General features: G+C 51.1%; 34 protein-coding genes. All 34 read left to right on the top strand.

Annotation, left to right across the window (positions count from 1 at the left end; genetic code table 11):
- Positions 1-8: 8 nt before the first annotated feature.
- The 34 genes from DW896_RS08960 (at position 9) to DW896_RS08795 (ending at position 20621) form a co-directional block, all read left to right on the top strand.
- Positions 9-1031: a hypothetical protein gene (locus tag DW896_RS08960; protein ID WP_004293653.1), complete on the top strand. Its 1023-nt coding sequence runs from the start codon at positions 9-11 to the stop codon at positions 1029-1031.
- A 2-nt stretch (positions 1032-1033) separates the two neighbouring features.
- Positions 1034-1570, top strand: coding sequence for a hypothetical protein (locus DW896_RS08955; protein WP_004293654.1), 537 nt, complete (start codon positions 1034-1036; stop codon positions 1568-1570).
- 15 nt (positions 1571-1585) lie between these two features.
- The gene (locus tag DW896_RS08950; RefSeq protein WP_004303944.1) at positions 1586-1801 is read left to right on the top strand and encodes a hypothetical protein; all 216 of its coding nucleotides are present in this window, start codon (positions 1586-1588) and stop codon (positions 1799-1801) included.
- Between the two features lie 21 nt (positions 1802-1822).
- A complete protein-coding gene (locus DW896_RS08945; protein ID WP_004293656.1) occupies positions 1823-2635 on the top strand; it encodes a hypothetical protein in 813 nt (270 codons plus the stop codon).
- Entirely contained in the window at positions 2614-3399 is a 786-nt protein-coding gene (locus tag DW896_RS08940) for a hypothetical protein (RefSeq protein ID WP_004293657.1), read from the top strand. Before DW896_RS08945 ends, DW896_RS08940 begins: the two co-directional genes overlap by 22 nt.
- 69 nt (positions 3400-3468) lie before the next feature.
- Positions 3469-4368, top strand: a complete 900-nt coding sequence (locus DW896_RS08935) for a DUF932 domain-containing protein (RefSeq protein WP_004293658.1) — start codon at positions 3469-3471, stop codon at positions 4366-4368.
- A gap of 11 nt (positions 4369-4379) precedes the next feature.
- Positions 4380-4970: a tyrosine-type recombinase/integrase gene (locus tag DW896_RS08930; protein WP_004293659.1), complete on the top strand. Its 591-nt coding sequence runs from the start codon at positions 4380-4382 to the stop codon at positions 4968-4970.
- 81 nt (positions 4971-5051) lie between these two features.
- Complete coding sequence (locus DW896_RS08925) at positions 5052-5720, top strand: hypothetical protein (RefSeq protein WP_004293660.1); 669 nt, start codon at positions 5052-5054, stop codon at positions 5718-5720.
- A 130-nt stretch (positions 5721-5850) separates the two neighbouring features.
- The gene (locus DW896_RS08920; RefSeq protein ID WP_018665671.1) at positions 5851-6441 is read left to right on the top strand and encodes a hypothetical protein; all 591 of its coding nucleotides are present in this window, start codon (positions 5851-5853) and stop codon (positions 6439-6441) included.
- The gene (locus DW896_RS08915; RefSeq protein WP_119993142.1) at positions 6428-8332 is read left to right on the top strand and encodes a hypothetical protein; all 1905 of its coding nucleotides are present in this window, start codon (positions 6428-6430) and stop codon (positions 8330-8332) included. Before DW896_RS08920 ends, DW896_RS08915 begins: the two co-directional genes overlap by 14 nt.
- Positions 8329-9201 (top strand): DpnD/PcfM family protein, encoded by an 873-nt coding sequence (locus DW896_RS08910; RefSeq protein WP_119993140.1) that lies wholly within the window; start codon positions 8329-8331, stop codon positions 9199-9201. Before DW896_RS08915 ends, DW896_RS08910 begins: the two co-directional genes overlap by 4 nt.
- Positions 9202-9341: 140 nt before the next feature.
- Positions 9342-10013 carry a hypothetical protein gene (locus DW896_RS08905; RefSeq protein WP_018665674.1) on the top strand — a complete coding sequence of 224 codons (672 nt, stop codon included), beginning with the start codon at positions 9342-9344 and terminating at the stop codon, positions 10011-10013.
- Complete coding sequence (locus tag DW896_RS08900) at positions 10010-10360, top strand: hypothetical protein (protein ID WP_018665675.1); 351 nt, start codon at positions 10010-10012, stop codon at positions 10358-10360. Before DW896_RS08905 ends, DW896_RS08900 begins: the two co-directional genes overlap by 4 nt.
- 15 nt (positions 10361-10375) lie before the next feature.
- Positions 10376-10681: a hypothetical protein gene (locus DW896_RS08895; protein ID WP_004303937.1), complete on the top strand. Its 306-nt coding sequence runs from the start codon at positions 10376-10378 to the stop codon at positions 10679-10681.
- Between the two features lie 19 nt (positions 10682-10700).
- Positions 10701-11120 carry a hypothetical protein gene (locus DW896_RS08890; protein WP_004303935.1) on the top strand — a complete coding sequence of 140 codons (420 nt, stop codon included), beginning with the start codon at positions 10701-10703 and terminating at the stop codon, positions 11118-11120.
- 32 nt (positions 11121-11152) lie between these two features.
- Positions 11153-11671 carry a hypothetical protein gene (locus tag DW896_RS08885; protein WP_018665676.1) on the top strand — a complete coding sequence of 173 codons (519 nt, stop codon included), beginning with the start codon at positions 11153-11155 and terminating at the stop codon, positions 11669-11671.
- A 34-nt stretch (positions 11672-11705) separates the two neighbouring features.
- Positions 11706-11885: a hypothetical protein gene (locus DW896_RS08880; protein WP_004293669.1), complete on the top strand. Its 180-nt coding sequence runs from the start codon at positions 11706-11708 to the stop codon at positions 11883-11885.
- Positions 11866-12129 (top strand): hypothetical protein, encoded by a 264-nt coding sequence (locus DW896_RS08875; protein WP_004293670.1) that lies wholly within the window; start codon positions 11866-11868, stop codon positions 12127-12129. The genes DW896_RS08880 and DW896_RS08875 overlap by 20 nt, the downstream gene beginning before the upstream one ends.
- Positions 12130-12140: 11 nt before the next feature.
- Positions 12141-12644, top strand: a complete 504-nt coding sequence (locus DW896_RS08870) for a hypothetical protein (protein WP_004293671.1) — start codon at positions 12141-12143, stop codon at positions 12642-12644.
- Between the two features lie 17 nt (positions 12645-12661).
- Complete coding sequence (locus DW896_RS08865; protein ID WP_025068530.1) at positions 12662-13366, top strand: radical SAM protein; 705 nt, start codon at positions 12662-12664, stop codon at positions 13364-13366.
- Positions 13291-14289: a hypothetical protein gene (locus DW896_RS08860; RefSeq protein WP_243634824.1), complete on the top strand. Its 999-nt coding sequence runs from the start codon at positions 13291-13293 to the stop codon at positions 14287-14289. Before DW896_RS08865 ends, DW896_RS08860 begins: the two co-directional genes overlap by 76 nt.
- Before the next feature lie 101 nt (positions 14290-14390).
- Positions 14391-14867 carry a hypothetical protein gene (locus DW896_RS08855; protein ID WP_008143055.1) on the top strand — a complete coding sequence of 159 codons (477 nt, stop codon included), beginning with the start codon at positions 14391-14393 and terminating at the stop codon, positions 14865-14867.
- A 38-nt stretch (positions 14868-14905) separates the two neighbouring features.
- Complete coding sequence (locus DW896_RS08850) at positions 14906-15352, top strand: hypothetical protein (RefSeq protein ID WP_004293675.1); 447 nt, start codon at positions 14906-14908, stop codon at positions 15350-15352.
- A gap of 22 nt (positions 15353-15374) precedes the next feature.
- Positions 15375-15881 (top strand): hypothetical protein, encoded by a 507-nt coding sequence (locus DW896_RS08845; protein ID WP_008143058.1) that lies wholly within the window; start codon positions 15375-15377, stop codon positions 15879-15881.
- Between the two features lie 12 nt (positions 15882-15893).
- Positions 15894-16487, top strand: a complete 594-nt coding sequence (locus DW896_RS08840; protein ID WP_004293677.1) for a hypothetical protein — start codon at positions 15894-15896, stop codon at positions 16485-16487.
- Complete coding sequence (locus tag DW896_RS08835; RefSeq protein WP_004293678.1) at positions 16463-16798, top strand: hypothetical protein; 336 nt, start codon at positions 16463-16465, stop codon at positions 16796-16798. Before DW896_RS08840 ends, DW896_RS08835 begins: the two co-directional genes overlap by 25 nt.
- A 3-nt stretch (positions 16799-16801) precedes the next feature.
- On the top strand, positions 16802-17458 hold the full coding sequence (locus tag DW896_RS08830) for a hypothetical protein (RefSeq protein WP_004293679.1): 657 nt from the start codon (positions 16802-16804) through the stop codon (positions 17456-17458).
- Positions 17459-17480: 22 nt separating this feature from the next.
- On the top strand, positions 17481-17789 hold the full coding sequence (locus tag DW896_RS08825; RefSeq protein ID WP_008143065.1) for an LPD28 domain-containing protein: 309 nt from the start codon (positions 17481-17483) through the stop codon (positions 17787-17789).
- Between the two features lie 13 nt (positions 17790-17802).
- Positions 17803-18213, top strand: a complete 411-nt coding sequence (locus DW896_RS08820; RefSeq protein ID WP_021891778.1) for a hypothetical protein — start codon at positions 17803-17805, stop codon at positions 18211-18213.
- A gap of 154 nt (positions 18214-18367) precedes the next feature.
- Positions 18368-18691 (top strand): hypothetical protein, encoded by a 324-nt coding sequence (locus tag DW896_RS08815; RefSeq protein WP_004293682.1) that lies wholly within the window; start codon positions 18368-18370, stop codon positions 18689-18691.
- Entirely contained in the window at positions 18663-19319 is a 657-nt protein-coding gene (locus DW896_RS08810; protein ID WP_117901651.1) for a hypothetical protein, read from the top strand. The genes DW896_RS08815 and DW896_RS08810 overlap by 29 nt, the downstream gene beginning before the upstream one ends.
- 162 nt (positions 19320-19481) lie before the next feature.
- Positions 19482-20012, top strand: a complete 531-nt coding sequence (locus tag DW896_RS08805; RefSeq protein WP_004293684.1) for a hypothetical protein — start codon at positions 19482-19484, stop codon at positions 20010-20012.
- Positions 20009-20407 (top strand): hypothetical protein, encoded by a 399-nt coding sequence (locus DW896_RS08800; protein ID WP_008143073.1) that lies wholly within the window; start codon positions 20009-20011, stop codon positions 20405-20407. The genes DW896_RS08805 and DW896_RS08800 overlap by 4 nt, the downstream gene beginning before the upstream one ends.
- A 10-nt stretch (positions 20408-20417) precedes the next feature.
- Positions 20418-20621 carry a hypothetical protein gene (locus DW896_RS08795; RefSeq protein WP_004303920.1) on the top strand — a complete coding sequence of 68 codons (204 nt, stop codon included), beginning with the start codon at positions 20418-20420 and terminating at the stop codon, positions 20619-20621.
- Positions 20622-20945 lie beyond the last annotated feature (324 nt).

The following is a 20945-nucleotide window of genomic DNA, read 5'->3' as shown; positions in this document are numbered from 1 at the left end:
CAAGCAACATGGAACAGGAAAAACCTACAAAGCCGGAAACAGACAGAACCTTTCCGGAAGACGATGACACACTTTACCGTGAAATGACAGTGCACATGCCCCGCTGCTATTTTCCGACTTCGCTAGGCGAGAACAGTATCCTCAAATTTGCCGGAGAGGAATTCCGCCGCGTCAAGAATATTGTCTGCCGGCGCTACAACTTTAACGAGGACAAATATATCCGGGAGAACGCCGGCGTATCCCCTTTCGACTCTGTTCGAGGCAACTTCGAGCAGGAAGTGTACAGACGTCTCCGTAAGGATTATGCGCACCTCAGTATCATCTCCATCAGAAGATCACTTATGGAGAAAATCCGCGACGCCGTGAAGAAGGAGAACAACATCATCGGCACGTTCTACCGCAACTGCGGCGTACATTACCGGGAGGCGGAATCAGCGGAGTATGAAACCTCCCCGATAGTGGTGGTCCACAATTCCGCTTTTTACGGATACGGCGGTTATGAAAGTGCGACCGTTTATGAACTTTTCATCGACGGGAACGGCAAACTGCTCTGCACGCTCAACGGCGAAGCCGGCGAGGATTTCGATGAGCCCATCGGACAGGTACAGACCGAGGGATTGCTTGAGATTGCCCACTGGCTGGAAGAACACGGGTTCATCTCCGCTGATGTCAATGACGACGAGATTGTCGTATGCGAGGGGTGCGGTTCAGACAATATACAGACCCAGGCATGGGTGGATCCGAATGCCCGTACATTCATCGGTACCACGGGTATAGACCGCTATGATAACTGGTGCGACGAATGCGAGGACCATCAGCCATTCTGTACTTTAAAAGAGTTCAAAGAACGCATGGAGGAATGGTGGAACTCGTTGGACGCAAATCAAATGGAACAGATCACGGGTTGCCGTCAGGACAAGTGTCCGGCCGGAGACAACCATCAGGGGTTTGCCGAAACCTGCAATGAATGGTGGGAAAACAAGGGCTATGACGAGAAACGTAAAATCTGGAAAGAACATAATGACTGCTGATTATGATTTACAATCTTCTTAAACGCATACAGAACCTGTTGGCTTCCAAGCCGTCCGGGACAAAGGAGGAACAGGAAATCCTGAGTCTGGTCAGCCAGGCGCTTCCTGCAATGCTCAATGGGCATGATACGGAAACACTTGCCGCCAATGAGCTGCTGGTACGGATATGCCCCGACACCAAACGGCCGGTCCTCGTATGCCATAACGGCAACGGGCAGTGCCTGTGCCTGCACAATGGGACGACGGAAGAGGATGCCGTCGACGTGGACTTATGGCTGCGTTCCAACGGTAGAGAGTGTAACGGCTACAACAAGTTGCAGGAGGCTGTCGTGGACCTTGCCTACAATGCCGGGGCGGACAACCTGTGGGAGGACAGGGACTCCCGTGCCGTCAATGCCGAGATCGTCCAGTGGGCGGAAGAATTCGAGACTGAGCATGCGGGCACTGATTGGGATGCGGAGGACTACTTCCTTGCCATCGACAGGTTTTACAAGGAAAAGACAAAACAAATGAATCCGGTTACAATACCGGCGAACTGAAAAAATGGCAACCGAATGGACAAGGAAATTGCAGAAGAAATCATCCGGGAAAACCGTTATCCGTCCGGATATGACATACAAGACTATCTGTTTGACAATGAGGATACTGTGCTTTCTCTGGAGGACGGAACGGAGCTGCTTGATGACTTCGACCTCTGGAAAGAACGTTCCGACCTCGAACTTGAAAAAATCATGGACCGGAACTACTGGTCCTCGACTGGTGGATATTAGATTAAAAACAGGAATATAATTATGGTAAGAGAACTTTATCAACGGCTCAGGGAATATTTCAACAACTTACCCGAACCGACAGAAGAGGAAAGACAATTTATCCGGGAGCTGAACGCCGGGTATTTCCCTATCACGTCCGTCCACCGCGATGACCTGGAAGGACAAGGTTTCGATGTGGAAAAGATCAGCGATGACGACATGCAGAATCTGGCGGAAAAGATGGCCGACGATTACTGCGAACAGTTGTTCTGGCCCAGCATGGAAATCATTGCCGGAGAAATCCTGAGTTTCCCGAAAGTAAAAACAAAAGACATTATCTGTCCGAAATGCAATTCGGAAAATATCCGTTATGATATTCACGAAAGTCGGTTCCACTGCGGCGAGTGTTCCCTGGCATGGGATGACAAGTTATATGCACTCGTGGAATTTCCCGAGGAAAGTGCTCCTTTCGAGGAAGAAGGAACCGGTTATCCGGCATGGGGAAGCGGGGAGAACGGGGCGCTTTACGTGCCCGAGGAAGACTATATACGCCATACCGGCAAATCTCCCGAACGGGACAAGTGTTACCGTGCCGTGTGTTGGCCGGACTCCCAGAAATACATGGGAACGAAAGGTTGTGAACCCATACAGGATGAAAACGGGATACGGGATTTCGGCACATCGGCATACTGGGTGCCGCTGCTTCTGACGGAAGAAGCGGCAGAGCGACGAATGGACAAGAAAAAGGTACCGGTATGCCCCGAATGTGGGGGCACAGATATTGACATTCTGAGTGACGAGGGCGTGGCCGTATGCAATGACTGCTGCCTTGAATGGCCTTACGCGGAGGATTGAGAATGGAAACGGTAGATGTTTATACGGAACGAGGCGACCTGGTCACCTGTTCCGATTGCGGCAAGGTGATGCTCCTGCCGTATGGAGCGGATAAATGTCCCGCCTGCAAGAAAGAAGGTTGCCTGGTATGGACGGACGAAAGCTTGCGGGAAGCCGACATCGACTCCCTGCTCGAGAGGCACTGTAACCTGCACCAGAAGAGCGAACTGCAACCGGAGGAGTATCTTTCACTTTCCATACTGGTGACCGAGTATATTCCATATCTGGCCGATAAACCGCAGACAGCGCGTGAAACCCTGTTCCTACTCCTTGAAACCGGCTCTCTTTTCGAGAAATACTGGCGGGATACAAGATGCTTCCAATCCGAAAATATCTACACGCCCGCCATCAAGACACTGCTTGACAAACTGGACGTGAAACTGCGAGAGGGCGACACGATTCCGGTAGAATACCAGGATTGCCGCTCCCTGGAGGACTTCTTCAGGGTCGTTGCCGGCGAGCGTCCGGCAAAGGAAGAGGTATCGTTTTCTTCAGATAAGGAGGGAAACTATTATTTCAACGGACGCAAGGTCAAGGTGGAAAATTCTGACGAGTACGCCTACCGCCTGCTGAAAACCAAAATACAGACGAGCTACCGGCGTCCGGTAGATTTTTACTTCCGCTTCCTTGCCCGTTTCGGACCATACGGAACTTATGGCAACGTGTATTACCCGAGTATCACGGACCTGATATGCAGGCGTTACCTGCCTGAAACCGCAAAATGAATTCCGGAAAGGCGATGGACAACGGTTCACCGCCTTTCTTATTGTATAACTTTTTTAATATCAATCATTATGGCAACAGCATTAGCAACAACGGCCGCCCCCGTGCAGTTCGATTTCCAGAACAACAACGTCGAGGTGATGACGCTCGACACGCTCCGGCGCACACACAAGGAAAATGACATCTATGGCAACCCGCTCAAGGGAATCTACCATTACGAGGTGATAGAGCGCATGGCGGACATCTGCCAGAAACACAACCTGAATTACGAGGTGGAGGAAATCTTCGCCGCCCAGAACAAGAACAAGGCACAGCCCGGCGTGGTCGTCCTGCCCCAGGTGGAACAAAAGTACGGGGCGATGGCCGTCGAGGCGCATATCCTGCGCCGCGTTTATACGACCATCCGCATTAAGGAATGGGAAACGGACGAGCTGACCACGACGCTTGTCATCGCCTTCCATCAGGACGGCATCCAGGCGGCCATCGGCCCGTGCGTCAGGGTGTGCCACAACCAGTGCATCCTCTCCCCCGAACGCAGTGTGTCGAACTACGGGAAAGACAAAGTCACCACCGAAGAGCTTTTCGGTCGTGTAGACGAGTGGCTCTCGAACTTCGAGGTACAGATGAACGAGGACAGGGAACGCATCCGCCGCCTGAAAGCGAAAGTAATTACCCCGGTGGAGATGTACGCCTACATCGGATTGCTGACAGCATTGCGCGTATCGCATGACAGTTCCGACAAGCGTCTTTCGTCCAAGGTGGAGACCTATCCCCTGAACCAGTCCCAGATTTCCATCTTCACCGAGGACCTGCTCAAACTCACCGAAGAGAAGAAGACGCTCACGGCGTGGGATATCTATAACGTGGCAACCGAAATCTACAAGCCCGGACGTACGGACATTCCGGCCATGATTCCCCAGAACGGGGCGCTGGCCGAGCTGATGCTCTCGGAAGGGTTGCCGGAATCTTAAAAGGCTGCCACGTGACAAGAATCAAGGGACAACTGACGACAGCCGACTACCTGCCCATAGCGGAATATAACAGGCTGGTCCGCGGGCTTGAGAAGGACGGCGAGTACCTGTGGGAGACCTACTGCTGGCTGTCGTTCTGCACGGCATGCAGGGCCTCCGACGTGAGGACCCTGCGCTGGAAAGACATCTTAGGAAAAAGCACCATGACCCGCATCGAGCAGAAAACAAAGAAAAACCGCCTGATCAAGTTCAACAGGGACGTGCAGGAGAAGAACCGTTTCCTGTACGAGATGCTCGGACAACCCGCCCCCGAACAGTACATCTTTCTCAGCCCGCGTACCGGGAAACCTTACTCGCTGGAATACATCAACAGGCTGCTCAAGGTATTCAAGGTAAGGTACAGGCTGCCGATCAGGGCATTCTCCACACATACCTTCCGCAAGACTTTCGGGCGCTATGTCTACGAGCTGATGGGACGCTCGGCCGAGGGCCTGATCCTGCTCAACCAGATATTCCGCCATTCCAACCTGGAAACCACCCGGCGCTACATCGGGCTGGCGCAGGAGGACATCGACAAAGTGTTCGATTCCATACGTCTATGAGAATATTTTCAACGATGCCCGGAACCCGAGCGGGAGGTTCCGGGCTATGCTTTATATAACATATCAAAATCAGAACTGTAAATGGACACACCGATATATATCGACACATACTTCCGCGTCGAGTCCGGCTATGACGGCGGTCGCATGCCGGAAGAGAAAGCCGGACGCTTCTTCGACGAGGTAAAGCGCCTTTTCACGGAAACAGGGTTCAGCATCAAGGAAAACAAATACAAAGACGGTTGTCCCGAGGTGTATCTCGGAAAGACATGCCTGTACTGTCATCCCCAATCGTTATCGGGCCCTGTTCTTAAAGAGCACATGGAGCTTATCGAGAAGATTCTGGCACAAGGAACGACCTTCCGGTACCTACGTACTGACACTTACGGCGAGATTCTCGACCTGACGGAGGAGGAAGAACTCGCGTATTACCACAAGACTCATGACATGACTATCGGGGGTGTCTTTCTCGACGCCTTCCGCACCAAGCGCCGGAACCTGTACAAGAGCCGGGAGCAGGTGCTGGAAATACTCGTCGAAAAGCTGCGTGTCAAGACACTCCGTGGGAAGTCCGTTTATTCGAACACCTCCCCGGCATACCGTTATATCAGGGAAATGTACGGGAAAATGGTGTCCGAAGGACGGCTCGTCGAGGGATGCAAGCAAACCGCTTCCGGGAAACTGCCGCTCTGCCGCACGGCAACCGGCAGGGAACTGAAAATGAAAAGACGGGAAGACGACAGGACGGAATGACACGCGGTTCCGTACCGGACATGGCCGGATACCAGTCCGAAGACTTCTGTAAATCATAATTTTCAAGCCGGACTGTCAATCGAAAGAAGGACGACCCGGCTATACTTCAACAACAAGAGATAGCACTATTATGAGCATACAAATCGGAAAACTGTTGCCGGACGGCAGTGTCCGGCACATCAAGGCGCTCCATGAGACGCTTTCAAAAGACCTTGTGAGGAAACTCCGGGTGTTCTATCCCAATGACAGACGGGTAGATGCCCTGCTGTCGCTGGGCGACATACAAAAACTGGGACCGTCACCCTATGGAAAATGGACAGGAACCGGCGATACCGTCCACTGTTTTTCAAAGATCCGTGACGGACGGGAAACACCGCGGCAATCCGCATCACGCATCGCGGACAACGCAGACATTTTCGGCCGCATGGAGGACACGTGCCTCCTGTTCGATAACGGCAGATGGCATGTCATGGACAAGGGAGAATACTGTGAACTGCCGCTCTTCGTCGAAGATACGCCCTCCCATGACAGCATGAAACCGATCACGGTATATGTGAACAACCATGTCCGACTCGAAAAGATAAATACACCGCAGCACTGGCAGGGACTTGAGGAACTCGCCGAACGGGAATCCAGGATACTCTATGTCTACCGGGGGTGCCGCCTTGTGAGAATCGTCCGTTCGTCCAACCTTAAAAAGAAACTGTATGCGGCACAATAACATCGTATCGGCCATAGAATGGCTGCCGGAACACCTGTTCACGGAAGAGATCGTGGAAGCAGCCGTCGAAAGCAAGGAAATAGAGGTGCTGAGCCATATTCCGGGACGTTTCCTCACACCCGGACGTATAGAACGAATCATCGCGGGCAGCACGGAGAGCTGGCACAGCTTCGAGCTGCGCAATATTCCGGAGGCGTACCGTTCGGGAGCAGTCTGTGACTACGCCATGCGCAAAAAAACGAAGAATATCACGGCCGTTCCCGAAGCAATGGTTACCCGAGAAATGGCAGAAGCGGTCATCCGAAACGGACGCGGGGATTTCGACATTCTCGCCTTCATACCTGAACGCCTTTGGGACGCACAACTGGCATACCTGGCCTTGCGCAGCTATATTTACGACCCGTATTACACGGACAGCAGGACAGACGCCGTCATGAAAACGGGGCTTATCCTCGGATATGTCCCCGTTGAGGTAAAGACTCAAGAGTTCTATTACGGGATGCTCGACGGGATGAAAATATTGAGCACGGTTACCGATGCCGTCGTGCCGTCCCGTTTCAAGACTGCGGCATACTACCGCAAGATGGCGGAACATGACCTCTCGCTTGTTCCCGCCCGGTTCTATTCCTATGAGATTCTCCATGCGGCTGTCTGTTCGACCGAAGGAAAAAACTTCATCACAGACCCCCAGTTTTTCAAGCCGTTGTCGGTATATCTGGACGACATGCTGGCGGACCGGCTGATGGAGAAACACCCTTACATGTTCGGGGAGTTGCCGAAGCGGTTCAAGACACCGGAAAGACTGGTCATTGCCATCGATAACAGCAAACGGGAGACGAACTGCTATATCGACGAGGAAACTGAACAATCCCTGCTCACGGTGGAAGTGTGCAAGGCATTCATCCGAAGAAACGGCAACTGTCCCGAATTTCCTGAAAATGTATGGACGCGGGAATTTGTCGACTACTGCATGGAGCACGGGACGTGTTTCCGCTGGTTCCGCCAGATGCCCAAAAAGTTCCAGACCTACGCGAACACGCAGGCGGCGTATGATTACGGCCATCACCATATCTGTGACTTTGCCAAACGGTTCATCACCCCACAAATGGCGAAGGAGTGCTACCGGGAGCGCAGTTATGCACGTGCCATCCCCGGACATTTCCTCACGGAGTTCTGCCGACAGACCGGACTGCCCGAGAAGTTCTACGGCGGGGAAACCACGATGCTGTCGCTGAAAAACAGCCGTGACGACTATACTTACTGCAAAGTCGGCAATACCTGTCTGGCCTTTTACCTGAAAGAACAATACGAGCCGTCCTCGGCACATCTGATGATGACGCGGTCGGATTCAAAATACTGCACACCGGAGAAGGTGTTCGACGTGCCTGTCGGAACCTTCCACCGCACGTGGCTGGAAAAGATCGTGGCGGAAAACGACCCCCGCTTTGTCAAACCCCGTGTGGACAAAGCGTTGAAAGCCGTACAGGCGGTCTGCTATTACGGTGTCGAGAAGTTGAAGGACCTGAACCGTACGGAAATCTTCCGCAACACCTTCATGGGCGAGACCATCGGTTACTGCGCCCGCCACAGGGACCTGACCTACCACAGCGACAACTGCGGGACCCTTATCGAGGGCTTGAAGTTCAAGATCCGGGGAATGGCTGTCCCCGTAACCCTGGCGGAAGACATGACTCCTTATACGGCCGACATGCTGCACCGGAAGTTCGGCTTCTGCTATATCGGAATGACGGCATTCGCCACGGACTACGGCCTGGACATGGAGAAGGCATACACCTTTGCACAGATGCGCCAGATCGTAAGGGAGAAAGGGCACAAGCCGTCATTGAGAAACTACAAACGTGAACTGAAACAAATAAACATCATACAATGAAAAAATACCGGATAGCTATCGAAGAGACGCTCCGTAAGGTCGTGGAGATCGAGGCGGAAACGCCCGGTCTGGCCGTCTGCAGGGCGGAAGACGAATACAATGAAGAGAAACACGTGCTGTCAGCCGACAATTTCGCAGGAGCTGACATCGCGCTCTCGACTGATGACATCACGGTCATGGAGACTCTGGAAGACGTGGGTTTCATCGGATACGTGCAACGCCGTTTTGAGGAATGCCGGGAGTCCATATCCGTCGAAGACAAAGTCCGGCTGGCATTCGGAAGTTTCGACAACGCCCTGTATGAGTTCGGCGAATACCGTAAGGAGGCGGCCCGGAACCGCCCGCAGGTCTACCTGCTGTACCGGAGCGATGCCTGGCACAACCGTTCTTCCATGGAGCTCATAGCCCCGTTCTCCTCCCTCGAAAACATGATGGAGTACCTGCGGCGTAAGAAGAAGGAATTCCGCCTGACGGAAAGTGATCTGGAAGAGTTCAAGAACAACCGGCAGACGAAGGGGCGCGGCGAAAACTACCTGTACGAGTCGGATTATCTGGATGTGCTGCCGGAACAGGAACCCGAACTGCCGCCGAAAGATGACGCTTTCTATGACAAGGTTTTCACCTGCGGGCAATCCGAGCTGTCACGCAGGGAGTTGGAATCTCTGCCGGAGCCGTTCGATACCTACCATGTTACGGACGAAGAAATGGAACAGATTGTGTACGAAACGGAAATGGAGACACGGGACCGGCTGCGGCTCGGTAAAAGAAAGCCCATAGATTTTGACAATGACCGCCATAGTGAAATCTGGTGGGAAGAAATGGAAAAAGCAGTGGTAAGGCACGGCGTACCGTACTACGAGGCCGAATAACGAAAATAGAACCTGTTCATCACATGCCATAATGATGACGGGCCGTCGCGGCTACGGCTGCGGCGGTCTTTTTTTTCAAAACGAGGTGAGTATTCCACCCCTTATACAAAACGATTACCTACTCTTAAAAAAACGGATTTATGAAACAGACAAGACAGGATTTCTTCACGGCGAACGGGGAAGGAATCAAAATCATGACATTTACGGAGTTCGCCCGGCATATCCTGCGTATGGAATGCGGGGAAAGTCTGGAACTGTATGCCGTTGTGAACCGGCAGACACGGGAATGCTCCCGGCCGCTCTCTGTCAGAAAGGAACAATGGAACGGTACGCCCTTTTACCTGCTCGGCGGGCACGGGCAGGAAGTCCGTACCATCAATTTTGCGGGTCGTCCGAAAGAGGAGTTTGAAACGACCTGCCATGATGCCTTGGACAGCTACGATGCCGTGGAAAGTATCGGGGCGGTCGTGTCAAGACTGCGTGAATTATCTCCTGAAGAACTGCATAAGCGGATTGCGGAAGAGATGAAGACCGGCTGTAAATACCTGTTGGTCTACCGCAGCGAGGAGGAGATGACGGCCGCACTCGACGGCAAGATATACGCCATCAGCGATACGGACGGCAAATTCCTTTGCGACCTGTATCAGCCGGATTATCTCCATCTGGAAAACGGGGGCGATATTGTGGACACCGCATCCATTCCGGACATGCATTTCCATTCCGATTGGGCAATCGCCAACCCCACGGTACGCGACAAGGTGCTCTCCTCCCGGATGGTGATTATATATACCCACGAAACGGCAACGCTATGATAGAGATTGGCAACAGGATAGAAACGCCGGAAGGTGTGTTCTATGAACTGGAATACGGAGGGGAAGGAAACATCTACAAGAACGAGGATGCCTTTCTCAACCGCCCCGATGAAGTGTGCTATATACCCGAATACGCGGCAGAAGACCGTGAGGACTGGCGTGTGCCGGAGAGCAGTGACGGCTGTTTCACGCATAACTCACTGCTCGCCCTGTGCAAGGGTAATGAAGAGGTGTGCCAGGATCTGTTTTACAGCCTTGAATGGACGTACCCGACCACCTTGCTGGAAGAATGGGACTCGAACGGCTATTTCGATGAGATCGAGGGCTGGTATGACAGTAACGATTAAATGGAACGGCATATCATGGACAGGAAATACAAAATCACATACTCGGGAAAAATCACGGGCAAGACCCCGAACTACATATTGAGCCTGCGGGCGCATCTGAAAGGCATTTTCCCTGAAATGGAACGGTATGGTAAGGAAGAATTCGACCACGTGCTTCATTGCATCAGCTCGTTCATTGATGATTTTACCTTCAAGGTACGCAATTCCCGATACCGGGGAGACATCCTGAAAAGGACTATCAGTAACGACTGCCTGAAAGTGTTCAACCTGGGTGACGAGAAAGTGATACTGACCGTCTCCTTCACCCCGCTGGAAACATGAAACCAACAATATGACAGATATGGATAAAATACAGAAAGACAATGCGGAGCCGGGCAAAGCCCCGGACAAAATGAGCGCCGACAAGCTGCATCTGTTCGCCACCCAGTACGCCTTTATCGACGGACGGCTGCACGAGGCCGAGCAAGCCATGCTGAAATTCATGCTGGAGTTCCTGGCACAATATGGCCGCGTATCACTCGGCCTTACAGAAGAGGAGGAACTCGATGACAACAACTTCCCCGTCACGACAACCTTGTACGGGAAGCACGACACGCCCCGTATCAAGCTTACCGATGTCTACCTGACGGATGACGGGGAATATCTCCTTGCTGACGGAATAGATGCGGAGACCGGGGAAAAACGGGACGGATTCTATATCTACAGCGAACAATACGCCGATATCTTCCAGTTCGTCGGCCACGCTTCGGAGATGAACTGACGAATGAGGAACAACCATAAAACGAAATATCAATGGACTGTATCAAAGATTTACAAGACGCCATCCGCAACATTCTCGTGAACAACGGTCTTACGGAACTCTGTCTGGGAGAGCCTGACGAACTGGACGATCCCACCTATATCATCTGGTATGACAGGCACTGTGAGCCTCACGAAGACCCGGTATTGAAGGTTTGCCTTGAAGATGAGGGCATTGCCGTTGAGGTCGAAGCCCGCAGTTTCGGGAACACGATAACCGTCTACGATTATGACATAGACCGTATTGAATGGTGGAAAGGCATTCATGCCAATATTCTGGAAGTGCTGGAGCGTGACGGCAAGCGCCGGTGTCCGGCCTGTGGCAGGACGGTCAAGGAAAAGCAGCTGTATTGCAGTGCCGGATGCCGTGATTTCATGACTCCCGGACCGACCGTGGAGCAGGTCGCGGAAAAAGCCAACCGGAATATCCGCAAACTGGCAAGCCTTGCCGCCGGAAAGGACAAGGCGTACCGGAAGCGGCTGATAGAGAAATATACCGTCGGCCTGTCATAGGCCGGCTTTGTGACACTAAAAAATGTATGATATTATGGCAACAAGAACCATCTACCTGACCGTACGGCTCGATATCGACAACCCGAAGGCCGATGAGATAACGGACGAAGAGGTTGACGAAATTATCAGCGAAGTGGACTATGAATTCAAAAATTACGGGGACTATGAAATCGACACGGAAATCTGCGGGAAAAATGACGAAGGTGGTCTTTAGACGCTATCCCGACGGACAGGTCATCGCCCTGTTCCCGGACATACCGTGGAGCGGACGGCGGGGTGAAATAACCTCCTACATGCATGTCGGCCAGCATGGCGCAGCCGACTATGCGGGCGTGATCGCCATGACACGGCCAGCCCATGAAAAGGAGTACCGCAACCCGCTTTCCGAACTGAGAGCCATCGGTTACGATGACCTACACATCATGCGGCGTGCAAGACCGAAATTCATAAACAGCTAAAAACAAATCTTATGTCTCATAAACCGAATGCCGTTCCTGTCTTGCAGGAGGGAACGGTCTATACAATTATACTTGACAACGGACGAAAGGTCCACGACGTAATCTATCATGCCTGTGTCGCCTCCGGCAAGTCGTATTTCGCCAAAGGCGATAAGACCTATCCCGCCGAAAAGGTGCGGAACCATTCAATCACCGGACATGCCGCATCGGACGGCTCTAGAAGGAACGGCACACCCAATCCCGACCGCTTCGCCATCACGGATGAAGTGTGCGAGGTCGTTGATGTAGTTACCACGCCGGAAACCAATCCGGAAATGTTCCGGTGTCGTGTCAAATGCCTGATGTATTCAGGCCTGTCACAAGCCGAGGCTGAGAAAGTCATCGCTTCAACGCCACTAAAGCTGGAACTCTTCTACGACGTAGGCCGTGGCAGTTTCGCTATTGACGCCGAGGCAGTTGGCAACACACCGCTGTATAATCCTTACACGGGAAAGGAAATCCCGGATGAAACTTAAGCCGAACTACATCGAATATGAGAGAACTATATATCAAGAATCTCTGCATCGAGATTACCCGACGTTGCAACATGCGCTGTACCCATTGCATGCGGGGAGATGCCGAATCCGTGGATATCCCTTTGAAACATATAAGCAACCTGCTGCGGCATGTCAGGCATATTCGCCATTTCAACATCACGGGCGGCGAGCCGTCGCTTAACGTCCGGGCCATCCGCCATATCCTCGAACGGGTACGCGCCTACGGTATTACTGTCAATGACTTTTATATCGTAACCAACGGCTCTGCCACATCCCGTTCGGAGGAATTCATAGAAGCCTGCGCCGCACTGTACGAGTACCAGGAGGAAAAGGAACAGGACTCCGGCCACATGCTCGAAATGAGCGACGACCGCTTCCATGATCCGGCAGAGCATGCCGCCACGCTCGCGGCACTTTCCCCGTATCCCTTTTTCGGAGTCCGGGGACAGGCCGAGCGTATCTTCCTTTTCCGGGAAGGCCGCAGCACGGAGGGGTTTCCGAACCCTGTTCATGGGATTTATCTTACGGAGGAGAACTACGTTTACGGCGACCTCTGTCTCAATGCTGAAGGCATGGTTCTCTCCAACGGGGACCTGAGTTATGCCCGCCAACGGGAACATGCCCTGTGTCCCTGCGGGAAACTGATGCAATATCTCCGGATGACCTTGAAAAAGCGTCAAAAAGAAAGATTGTACGAATAAATACACAAATCAAAAAACTTATGTCAATCGTATGCAGTATCTGCGGCGGCACTGGAGTGAAATGTACCGCCGTCATCGACCCGAACACCAGACAGTTCCTCGAATTTACCCGCAACGCCTTGTCGGACGGCCGGTGCAGCCAGTGCGGCAACGTTGCCCTGACCGACCCTGACGAAGTAAAAGCCGGGCTGGACAAGCTTTGGACGGAATATACGGCGCGGCATCGTGCCGCCCCTAACTACATCTGCTGCGACATTGTCCGGCATGGTGATTACGACGGGTGTGAAAAGGCGTATATCCGCATCGGAGGCCCGTCAGACGTGGTCGAGAAGTATCCGGTCGTGGCCGTGTGCCGCGACCTCGAAGAGCTCAAATCACTTGCGCTCCCTGACCCGACGCGAGAATTTACCCTCATGGGAATTCAAGGGTTCGAGTTCCACGACGTGTTGGAAAACAAGACCTACGAGATCGGGGTGGACGACCTGAAAATTCCCGTCACGACGAAAGAGGTGCTGGACTTTTACCCGGCGGAACATCGGCTGAAAGAAACGGACATCGAACAATATGCCGCGGCTTACACGGCCCGTATCAAGGCGTACAGGGAGTATACCCGTCAGCTCGACGCCACACTCGTGCGGCGGCTTCTCGACGAAGAGCGGCTGATGAAAGTCGGCGAGAGCGACGGTTTCCGCTTGAAACTCCATTTCGACTGGTTTGTCATTTTAAAGCGGGAGAACGAAAGGATGTACGCGCCTTTCAAATACGCTGTAAATGCTTATTGTCTGGATAATATCCAAACTTTCGACCGTCGTTATGTCACGCTCGAAGATGCCTTGCTCCACTGCCTGAACGGTTTCAACGAGAACGCGAACATTCCTAACCGTTACAAGTCCATCGGGCATTACCTGTCGGGGAAATCCTGACGACGGGCAGTGTATCGACGGGTTACCGGAGGCCACGGGTGCTTTCCCCTTGACCGGAATACCGTCGGAACAAGTAACAATGTAACCAAAGAATAAAAAATATGATGAATGATTATAAAATCAAGAACATTCTCGAATCCCTGAAAGAGGAGGTCGAGAACGGGAAGGTATCCCTGCGGGAAGCTGCTGTCGAACTTCATAAAGCCGGCTGGACGAATTTCATCGACATCGACGCCACGAGGAACCTACTGAAGACCCGGAATGTAACGGGGAACGGAAATGTCCCGGGAGTTTCCGACATGATGGGAAAATACCGCGAGATGAAAGCGGCGCACCCGGATGCCCTGTACATTTTCCGAAACGGGGAATCTTGTGAATTGTATGAGGATGATGCCATCGCCGCTTCCGGCATTTTGGGCATTGCCACCGCCGAACGCGTCGACGGGCAAGGGAAAGGCGTCAAGGAACTGCGGTTTTCTTTTCGTGACCTGGACGTGTATCTCCCCAAACTGATACGCGCCGGAAACCGGGTGGCTGTCTGCGAACCGAATCAAACCGGTTCGGGCAAACGAGTTTGATAACCATTAAATAACAAATATTCAAAACCCAAAGACACATGATAAAGATAACAACGATTTTCGGCGAGGACGCCGTACGGGAATATGAAGAGAACAATGAACTGCCTTCTGAAGAATGGCTGGCGGATAACGGGGGCGTCGTGGACGAGAAAGAGTTCGAGACTGAGGCGGAGTACAATGCCTACATCGCCGGGGTAAACGATGCCGACGGATGGAGTGATTATCATATCATACGCCACCGGTCGGAAGAGGCGGACACCTCGAGAGAGGAAAATCTCTGGCTACGTCTCGGAATTAGCGTCCGGGGCAGCCGGGAGGACATCGAAAGGATTCTAAACGGGGACACCGAAACCCTTCGGAAACTGCTCGATGCCGGACGTTATGGGATTGGCGGAGAGACCTATGTCCCTGGTTCGACCGTCGAGGGGTACAACGAGGACCACGACACGGAGTTCGAGGAGGAAGACGTGGAGTTCCATTTATAATAAAACCACACCATCTGCAATAATGATAACAGTAAAAGTTCTACTCGGTAAGGATACTGTAAGCATATACAGGAAAACCGGGGATATCTCGTCGGTGGAGAGCACGGCCGAATCCGGGGGATATGTGATAACCAGACATTTCGAGACCGAAGCTGAATACAAAGCCTACGCAATGGCTGTGGAAGACCTGGACGGACATGAAGACTGGCAGATGCTGGCTCCTGCCGTTACGCCGGAAGCTCCGTTCCGCAAAGGGGAATTTGTCCGGCTGACAGACGATGCAATTAAGCGGATACGTGAAAGTTTCGGGGACGGACCGGCTGACTACAGAAAGGAAATGATTTTGGAGGTGATTGCCTGGTGCCGCTATGAAGGCACATGGATCATTGAAGTCCGAGATATCCGTGAAGACGATACTCAGGAGTTCGATGCCGTTTTTCTGCGCCCCTTGACGGCACGGGATCTCGTGGCTATTTCCGCACCCCGACACCCGCTATCCACTGCGATATATCCTATTCACATCCGATAACTTAAATGATGCATGATGGAAAATATATTCATACTGCCCGGAAACGAACAGGAACTGTTTAACCGGTATTTAGATAACAACGAATACGGCCCTCTGAAAGAACGGCTGGAACTGGTCAGGAAAGCCTTGAGCAACAAGCTTTCCCCGGATGAACGCAATAAGCACGGGCTGAACGTGGGTGTGCATGAACTGTCCATGGAACGTAAGGAACTGGAAAGAAAGATATTCCAAATGGCACTCAAATCCTTTGCAGAACGGGTTTGTGACGAGCAACGCGCTCTTTGCGAACAGGGGTTCTGGCAGGCACCGTGCGGCAAAGAGGCGGAATATATCTCCTCCGCTCCGGTTCCGGACCTTGTAACGGACGTGAAGCAGTACAAGACCATTTGCCGCTGGTGGGAGAAGCTGTCCGATACCAGGAGGCTGAAGGTAGCGGCGATGTTTGCAAACGAACTGGGACCGATATACGGGCACGACACCGAAACGCTGGAACGGATTTATAGCCGCTGGTTTCTACTCTCCTTAGATGGCAAACAACGCATCTACCATTCATGGACCACAAACGAAAAACAGACTTCACCATGCCATACAAAAGCTCGGGAATAATCATCAGCGGGACACAATATGACCGCAGGCAGAAGCTCACTCCTTTTCAGAAGGCTGAAATTTTCCACCGTTACATGACAGAAGCTGTCAGCCAGCGCCAGCTTGCCCGGGAATACGGTGTCAGCCGCAGGCTGATAACCTTCATTGTGAACCCAGAAAGCGAAGAGCGGAACAAGGAACTGCTGAGAGAGAACAAGGCAAAAGGCTTGTATAAATATGACCGGAAGAAACATACCGAAAATATACGCAACCACCGTCGTTACAAACAGAGATTATTTCAAGAAGGTAAAATCATACTAAAAGATGGATAGACAATGAGAATACAGGAGAAACAAAAAGCGTTGGAACAGGAAGTTATAGCCAACCTGTGTGCGATACCGAAAATGCCGGAAAATATGTTGCCCCATACGGTATATGTCGAGGAGGAAGGGGAAGACGGGTATGGCCACGGGATACCGGTATACACCATGTACCGGTTGGAGGAGATACGCACGGACGGAAGCTGCACGCTTTACAACGCGGAAAGCCGGGAGCGTTTCACCTGCCGCCACCTGCATGAGATTAACATGGACTGGCTGGTGACAGTCTGGGAACGTTATCTGGAACTCTGTGTCGAGCAGGATATCTGGAAAGGGAATGCCGTTGCATTCCTGAAAGACCGTACCGGCAAACCGGAAGAGGAAATCATTTCATTCGTGGAAACCTCGTGGGACAAATGCCAGGCTTATACAGACAACCTCAAGGCGTTTCTTGGGGAAGATAAAGACCGGGAAATATGGATATTCTCTTTCCCGCTGGACGAATTTGAACGTGACGTTCCGGCCGGAAAAATCATCGTTGATTACGAAAATAACCCCGCAACGCGGGTTGAGAAGATGACACCGCTGGAATTTACGGCCAACATCAATGATGAATGTTTTGATGACCGGAACAATTGGGTAAGAGCCATTGAACTTCCCAAGCAGGAATAATAAACTATTTGAATCAATAAATATGATTACAAAAGAAAACATTGGCAACGAGACCTTTGAGTCTATGACCATCAATGACACGCCTGCATTGTTTACGGATATGCGGATTGACCGGAATGCCGTTCCGGAGGGACTGTACGCATACGATATCCGGGAGTCGGATGACGGGGACCGTCTGGCGACCATCGAACCGACGGTGATGGTAAATCATGGCGGAACCATCCTGACCAGGAAAGAGTTTATCACGGAAAAGGACGGCTATGTACAGATTGACGAATACGGTTTCGAGGACTCCATGACACTGGAAGAGTGGCTTGAGGAAAACAATTAAATGTATAAAGGATATGGATATTAAGGAACTGACAGAAAGGTATCGGGATCGTTTCGATGCCCATTACCTGCAAGACGATAACGGAACCGGCAGAAAAGGTCGGAAACGGAAAAAGGAAGTTGAGACCCCGAATTTTCTCAAGGATGTTATCCGGCCGATCCTGGACACTTTGCCGGACTTGTTGCCGGAGTACGGGTTCACCAAAACTACGGATGATTACGCCATGTACGGCGAGTATTACCGTATCAAGGCGGGTATCGTCCTCGTGGGAGGTTTTTCCATCGATGAGGATTTTAACCTGTACTTCACGCCATTGTTCCATGGCAAAGCCTGCGGTAAGAGTCACAAAATCGACAGCATCGGACAACTCGTTGAAATCATCCGCGAACAATTTGAAAGAAGGGAGGTGAAGATGAAAGGATAGTTTCATGCAATAGACATGGGTCGTTCCGTAATTTATTGTATATTTGTCAGATGAAGAAAGTCTGTATATGTATTTCGGACGAAAGCCCGGCAGTTGAACGGATTACAGGCACTTTCATGTTTGGCTGACATCAAACCTAATATATCTATTTGATATGAAAAAGGAAGAGATTATTCGCCGCTGTTACGGCGGCATGAAGGAAAGGCATGGCGTGGAAACCATCATCCTTTTCCATGTCGGAGATTCATTCGAGGCGTATTTTGATGATGCCGAAACGATTACCCGGATCACGGAAGTGCCCCGGTTCAAGATGACGGCGGCAGGTATACCTGCCATCAGGATTTCCGACGCCGCCTTGGAAGAATGTAGAAACCGGTTGCTGGATGCAGGATGCAAGGTATGCGTGTCCGAGGTCCGGGGGGTATCCGGCCGCCACATTCTCAAAATCAATGAAACAAATACGGAAACGGGCCGATGAATTGATATTGATAGCGGCAGCAATAGGTCCTTGGACACTGTTGGTGGTAGCGGTATTAATCATCGGAACGCTGAAATGCTGTCTGACCACGGACTCGGACAGCATTGACGAAAGTATCAACAAATCACCGGGGATAGTCGCGCATGTCATGGTACTGGACAGTACGGATAATGGTTTTCGGGTGGTTTATGCGACGGCTGAGCCGGTAACGGATGAAAGGTTTGCCGAGATATGCGACAGGCCGGGTATTCTGGAGGGGTTCGAGAACCTGAAACGGAAAGCTCCCGAACACTTTGGCGGCAACCTGCTGGAAACCGACATCTGTGACTTCGCGTTGTACGCCTACCGGTTTCCTATCGATAAGGACGTACGGATACACAATATCTTTGTCGCCGGTAAAGAGAAAATGGACTTCTATGTCCGGAACAACCCGGACCTGCCCGGGTGCGCTACATGGATGCACCACGGTACGGAACAAGGGAACCAATATCTGAATGCTGACGATATAAATCACTGTATACCCAACGGAAGGCGGATTTACCGTTATTGGAAATGCCGTTATCTACTGCAAACTTCTGATACTGACGAGCGTTTCAGTCATTTTACAGAGGAGGAAAGGCTGTACTGAATGCAGCCTTTTCTCTATATATATTACACATAACCATCTGAAAATTAATAACTAAAACGTTTTGTTGGCGTGAAAAATTGGCATATATTTGTATGGAAAAGTGACCCATTGAAAACAGATTGTCAATTGAAAGCAATAGATTGAATATGAAAGAACAGTAATATGACATCGGAAAAATCGCAACTGAAGTTTGCGAGATCGGAAGAGACGGGCGAACTGATAGGGTTCGTTTCGCGCCATTCCAAGACACGTAAATTGATGGGAGTCCGTGAAGACTCAAGATTCGGCAAGCAGATTTGTGTCCTTTCGGAAGACCTGAAAGGAACTCTCGAGCCAAACATACTATACTCGGTAGAGTTGAAACCCATGCACAAAGCCAACGGGTATGTAGTCGTTGCCGCTACCCCCGTGTTATTTCAGGCGCATGTGGAAACAGTGATCGTCCCGAAGACATTGTATCAAGTAACTGTGACGTTCGGCAACAAAAAGATTTTCTTCGACCCGAAAGACGGCAAGAGCGTAATGAGCCGCACAATAGACGGTGTGCTGGAAATCCTCAAGGGACGCAAGGATATCAAGTACAAGGAAGGTGTCATCACCGACTATCTGAATCAGGCGCGTGCTCTGGTACGACGTATGGAATCCGACGGGTTCATCTATACGGGAGACAGACATCAGGGAGGAATTCAATGAAAGAAAAACCGGTCGTGGGTATTGCGACCGACGGTGCCCATTCTGCAAAAGAGAGGTTGACACGCTTCCGGGCTGTCGACCTCTCTTCAGGAAAAGAACTCTTTTCCAAAGCTATCGGTAACTGGACGAACAATATCGGGGAGTTTCTCGGCATTGTCGAGGCGGTCAGATATGTCATGGAACATCCGGAAAGTCCGCGAACAATCTACTCGGACAGCATTACAGCCATCACGTGGTATTGTAACAAACAGACAGCCTCTTCACGCAGATGCCCGGCATTGCAGAAAGCGGAGATATTCCTCAAAGTGATGGAGGCAAGAATCAAGGACATCGAAGTGCTGCACTGGGACAACCGCCTGTGGGGTGAGATTCCTGCCGACTTCGGAAACAAATAACAACATCAATATGGCAAAATTAAAATCACAGTCACAGAAATATGTTGAGCTGAAGGAGGAAGACTACCTGCTGCTCATCGAGAATACCATCAAGATGGAAGCCCTGAAGATTGCCGGTATCGAAAAGATGCCCATATACAAGGCTATGGAACATATCCTTGAACACGAGCACATCGACCTGCTCGTCAAACCCGTTTCAAGGAGATATTCTTGATTTTTTTAGGTGGACAATAATACACCCCACAAGCAAAATCAATGCTTATCAGTACCAAATGATAGTATATAATAACAATTAATGTAAATCAATGCAAATCAGATGATTAAGAAAGTGGCGCATGTACGGAATTATCTATACCATACATGCGCCACTTTGCTCTATACACTTTTTGATTTCCTTGATTGATAAAAGAAGGTTCTTTTCCAGTGTTTTACAATCCGACTTTTTTATATACTTTTGTCTTCAGTATCAGTTGGTTATTGAAACCCTCTATGTATGCTTATAAGTAGAGATTAGCTTTTTTAAGCGAAACTAACTACT

It is taken from the genome of Bacteroides sp. AM41-16, from assembly GCF_003603495.1.
In the GTDB taxonomy this organism is placed as follows: Bacteria; Bacteroidota; Bacteroidia; order Bacteroidales; family Bacteroidaceae; genus Bacteroides; species Bacteroides uniformis.
This window is presented reverse-complemented; position numbering and strand designations above follow the sequence as displayed.

Excerpts from the sequence above, each read along its gene's own strand:
- DW896_RS08960 (WP_004293653.1), top strand. The coding sequence starts at position 9 with ATGGAACAGGAAAAACCTACAAAGCCGGAAACAGACAGAACCTTTCCG.
- DW896_RS08955 (WP_004293654.1), top strand. The coding sequence starts at position 1,034 with ATGATTTACAATCTTCTTAAACGCATACAGAACCTGTTGGCTTCCAAG.
- DW896_RS08950 (WP_004303944.1), top strand. The coding sequence starts at position 1,586 with ATGGACAAGGAAATTGCAGAAGAAATCATCCGGGAAAACCGTTATCCG.
- DW896_RS08945 (WP_004293656.1), top strand. The coding sequence starts at position 1,823 with ATGGTAAGAGAACTTTATCAACGGCTCAGGGAATATTTCAACAACTTA.
- DW896_RS08940 (WP_004293657.1), top strand. The coding sequence starts at position 2,614 with ATGGCCTTACGCGGAGGATTGAGAATGGAAACGGTAGATGTTTATACG.
- DW896_RS08935 (WP_004293658.1), top strand. The coding sequence starts at position 3,469 with ATGGCAACAGCATTAGCAACAACGGCCGCCCCCGTGCAGTTCGATTTC.
- DW896_RS08925 (WP_004293660.1), top strand. The coding sequence starts at position 5,052 with ATGGACACACCGATATATATCGACACATACTTCCGCGTCGAGTCCGGC.
- DW896_RS08920 (WP_018665671.1), top strand. The coding sequence starts at position 5,851 with ATGAGCATACAAATCGGAAAACTGTTGCCGGACGGCAGTGTCCGGCAC.
- DW896_RS08915 (WP_119993142.1), top strand. The coding sequence starts at position 6,428 with ATGCGGCACAATAACATCGTATCGGCCATAGAATGGCTGCCGGAACAC.
- DW896_RS08910 (WP_119993140.1), top strand. The coding sequence starts at position 8,329 with ATGAAAAAATACCGGATAGCTATCGAAGAGACGCTCCGTAAGGTCGTG.
- DW896_RS08905 (WP_018665674.1), top strand. The coding sequence starts at position 9,342 with ATGAAACAGACAAGACAGGATTTCTTCACGGCGAACGGGGAAGGAATC.
- DW896_RS08900 (WP_018665675.1), top strand. The coding sequence starts at position 10,010 with ATGATAGAGATTGGCAACAGGATAGAAACGCCGGAAGGTGTGTTCTAT.
- DW896_RS08895 (WP_004303937.1), top strand. The coding sequence starts at position 10,376 with ATGGACAGGAAATACAAAATCACATACTCGGGAAAAATCACGGGCAAG.
- DW896_RS08890 (WP_004303935.1), top strand. The coding sequence starts at position 10,701 with ATGGATAAAATACAGAAAGACAATGCGGAGCCGGGCAAAGCCCCGGAC.
- DW896_RS08885 (WP_018665676.1), top strand. The coding sequence starts at position 11,153 with ATGGACTGTATCAAAGATTTACAAGACGCCATCCGCAACATTCTCGTG.
- DW896_RS08880 (WP_004293669.1), top strand. The coding sequence starts at position 11,706 with ATGGCAACAAGAACCATCTACCTGACCGTACGGCTCGATATCGACAAC.
- DW896_RS08875 (WP_004293670.1), top strand. The coding sequence starts at position 11,866 with ATGACGAAGGTGGTCTTTAGACGCTATCCCGACGGACAGGTCATCGCC.
- DW896_RS08870 (WP_004293671.1), top strand. The coding sequence starts at position 12,141 with ATGTCTCATAAACCGAATGCCGTTCCTGTCTTGCAGGAGGGAACGGTC.
- DW896_RS08865 (WP_025068530.1), top strand. The coding sequence starts at position 12,662 with ATGAGAGAACTATATATCAAGAATCTCTGCATCGAGATTACCCGACGT.
- DW896_RS08855 (WP_008143055.1), top strand. The coding sequence starts at position 14,391 with ATGATGAATGATTATAAAATCAAGAACATTCTCGAATCCCTGAAAGAG.
- DW896_RS08850 (WP_004293675.1), top strand. The coding sequence starts at position 14,906 with ATGATAAAGATAACAACGATTTTCGGCGAGGACGCCGTACGGGAATAT.
- DW896_RS08845 (WP_008143058.1), top strand. The coding sequence starts at position 15,375 with ATGATAACAGTAAAAGTTCTACTCGGTAAGGATACTGTAAGCATATAC.
- DW896_RS08840 (WP_004293677.1), top strand. The coding sequence starts at position 15,894 with ATGATGGAAAATATATTCATACTGCCCGGAAACGAACAGGAACTGTTT.
- DW896_RS08835 (WP_004293678.1), top strand. The coding sequence starts at position 16,463 with ATGCCATACAAAAGCTCGGGAATAATCATCAGCGGGACACAATATGAC.
- DW896_RS08830 (WP_004293679.1), top strand. The coding sequence starts at position 16,802 with ATGAGAATACAGGAGAAACAAAAAGCGTTGGAACAGGAAGTTATAGCC.
- DW896_RS08825 (WP_008143065.1), top strand. The coding sequence starts at position 17,481 with ATGATTACAAAAGAAAACATTGGCAACGAGACCTTTGAGTCTATGACC.
- DW896_RS08820 (WP_021891778.1), top strand. The coding sequence starts at position 17,803 with ATGGATATTAAGGAACTGACAGAAAGGTATCGGGATCGTTTCGATGCC.
- DW896_RS08815 (WP_004293682.1), top strand. The coding sequence starts at position 18,368 with ATGAAAAAGGAAGAGATTATTCGCCGCTGTTACGGCGGCATGAAGGAA.
- DW896_RS08810 (WP_117901651.1), top strand. The coding sequence starts at position 18,663 with ATGAAACAAATACGGAAACGGGCCGATGAATTGATATTGATAGCGGCA.
- DW896_RS08805 (WP_004293684.1), top strand. The coding sequence starts at position 19,482 with ATGACATCGGAAAAATCGCAACTGAAGTTTGCGAGATCGGAAGAGACG.
- DW896_RS08800 (WP_008143073.1), top strand. The coding sequence starts at position 20,009 with ATGAAAGAAAAACCGGTCGTGGGTATTGCGACCGACGGTGCCCATTCT.
- DW896_RS08795 (WP_004303920.1), top strand. The coding sequence starts at position 20,418 with ATGGCAAAATTAAAATCACAGTCACAGAAATATGTTGAGCTGAAGGAG.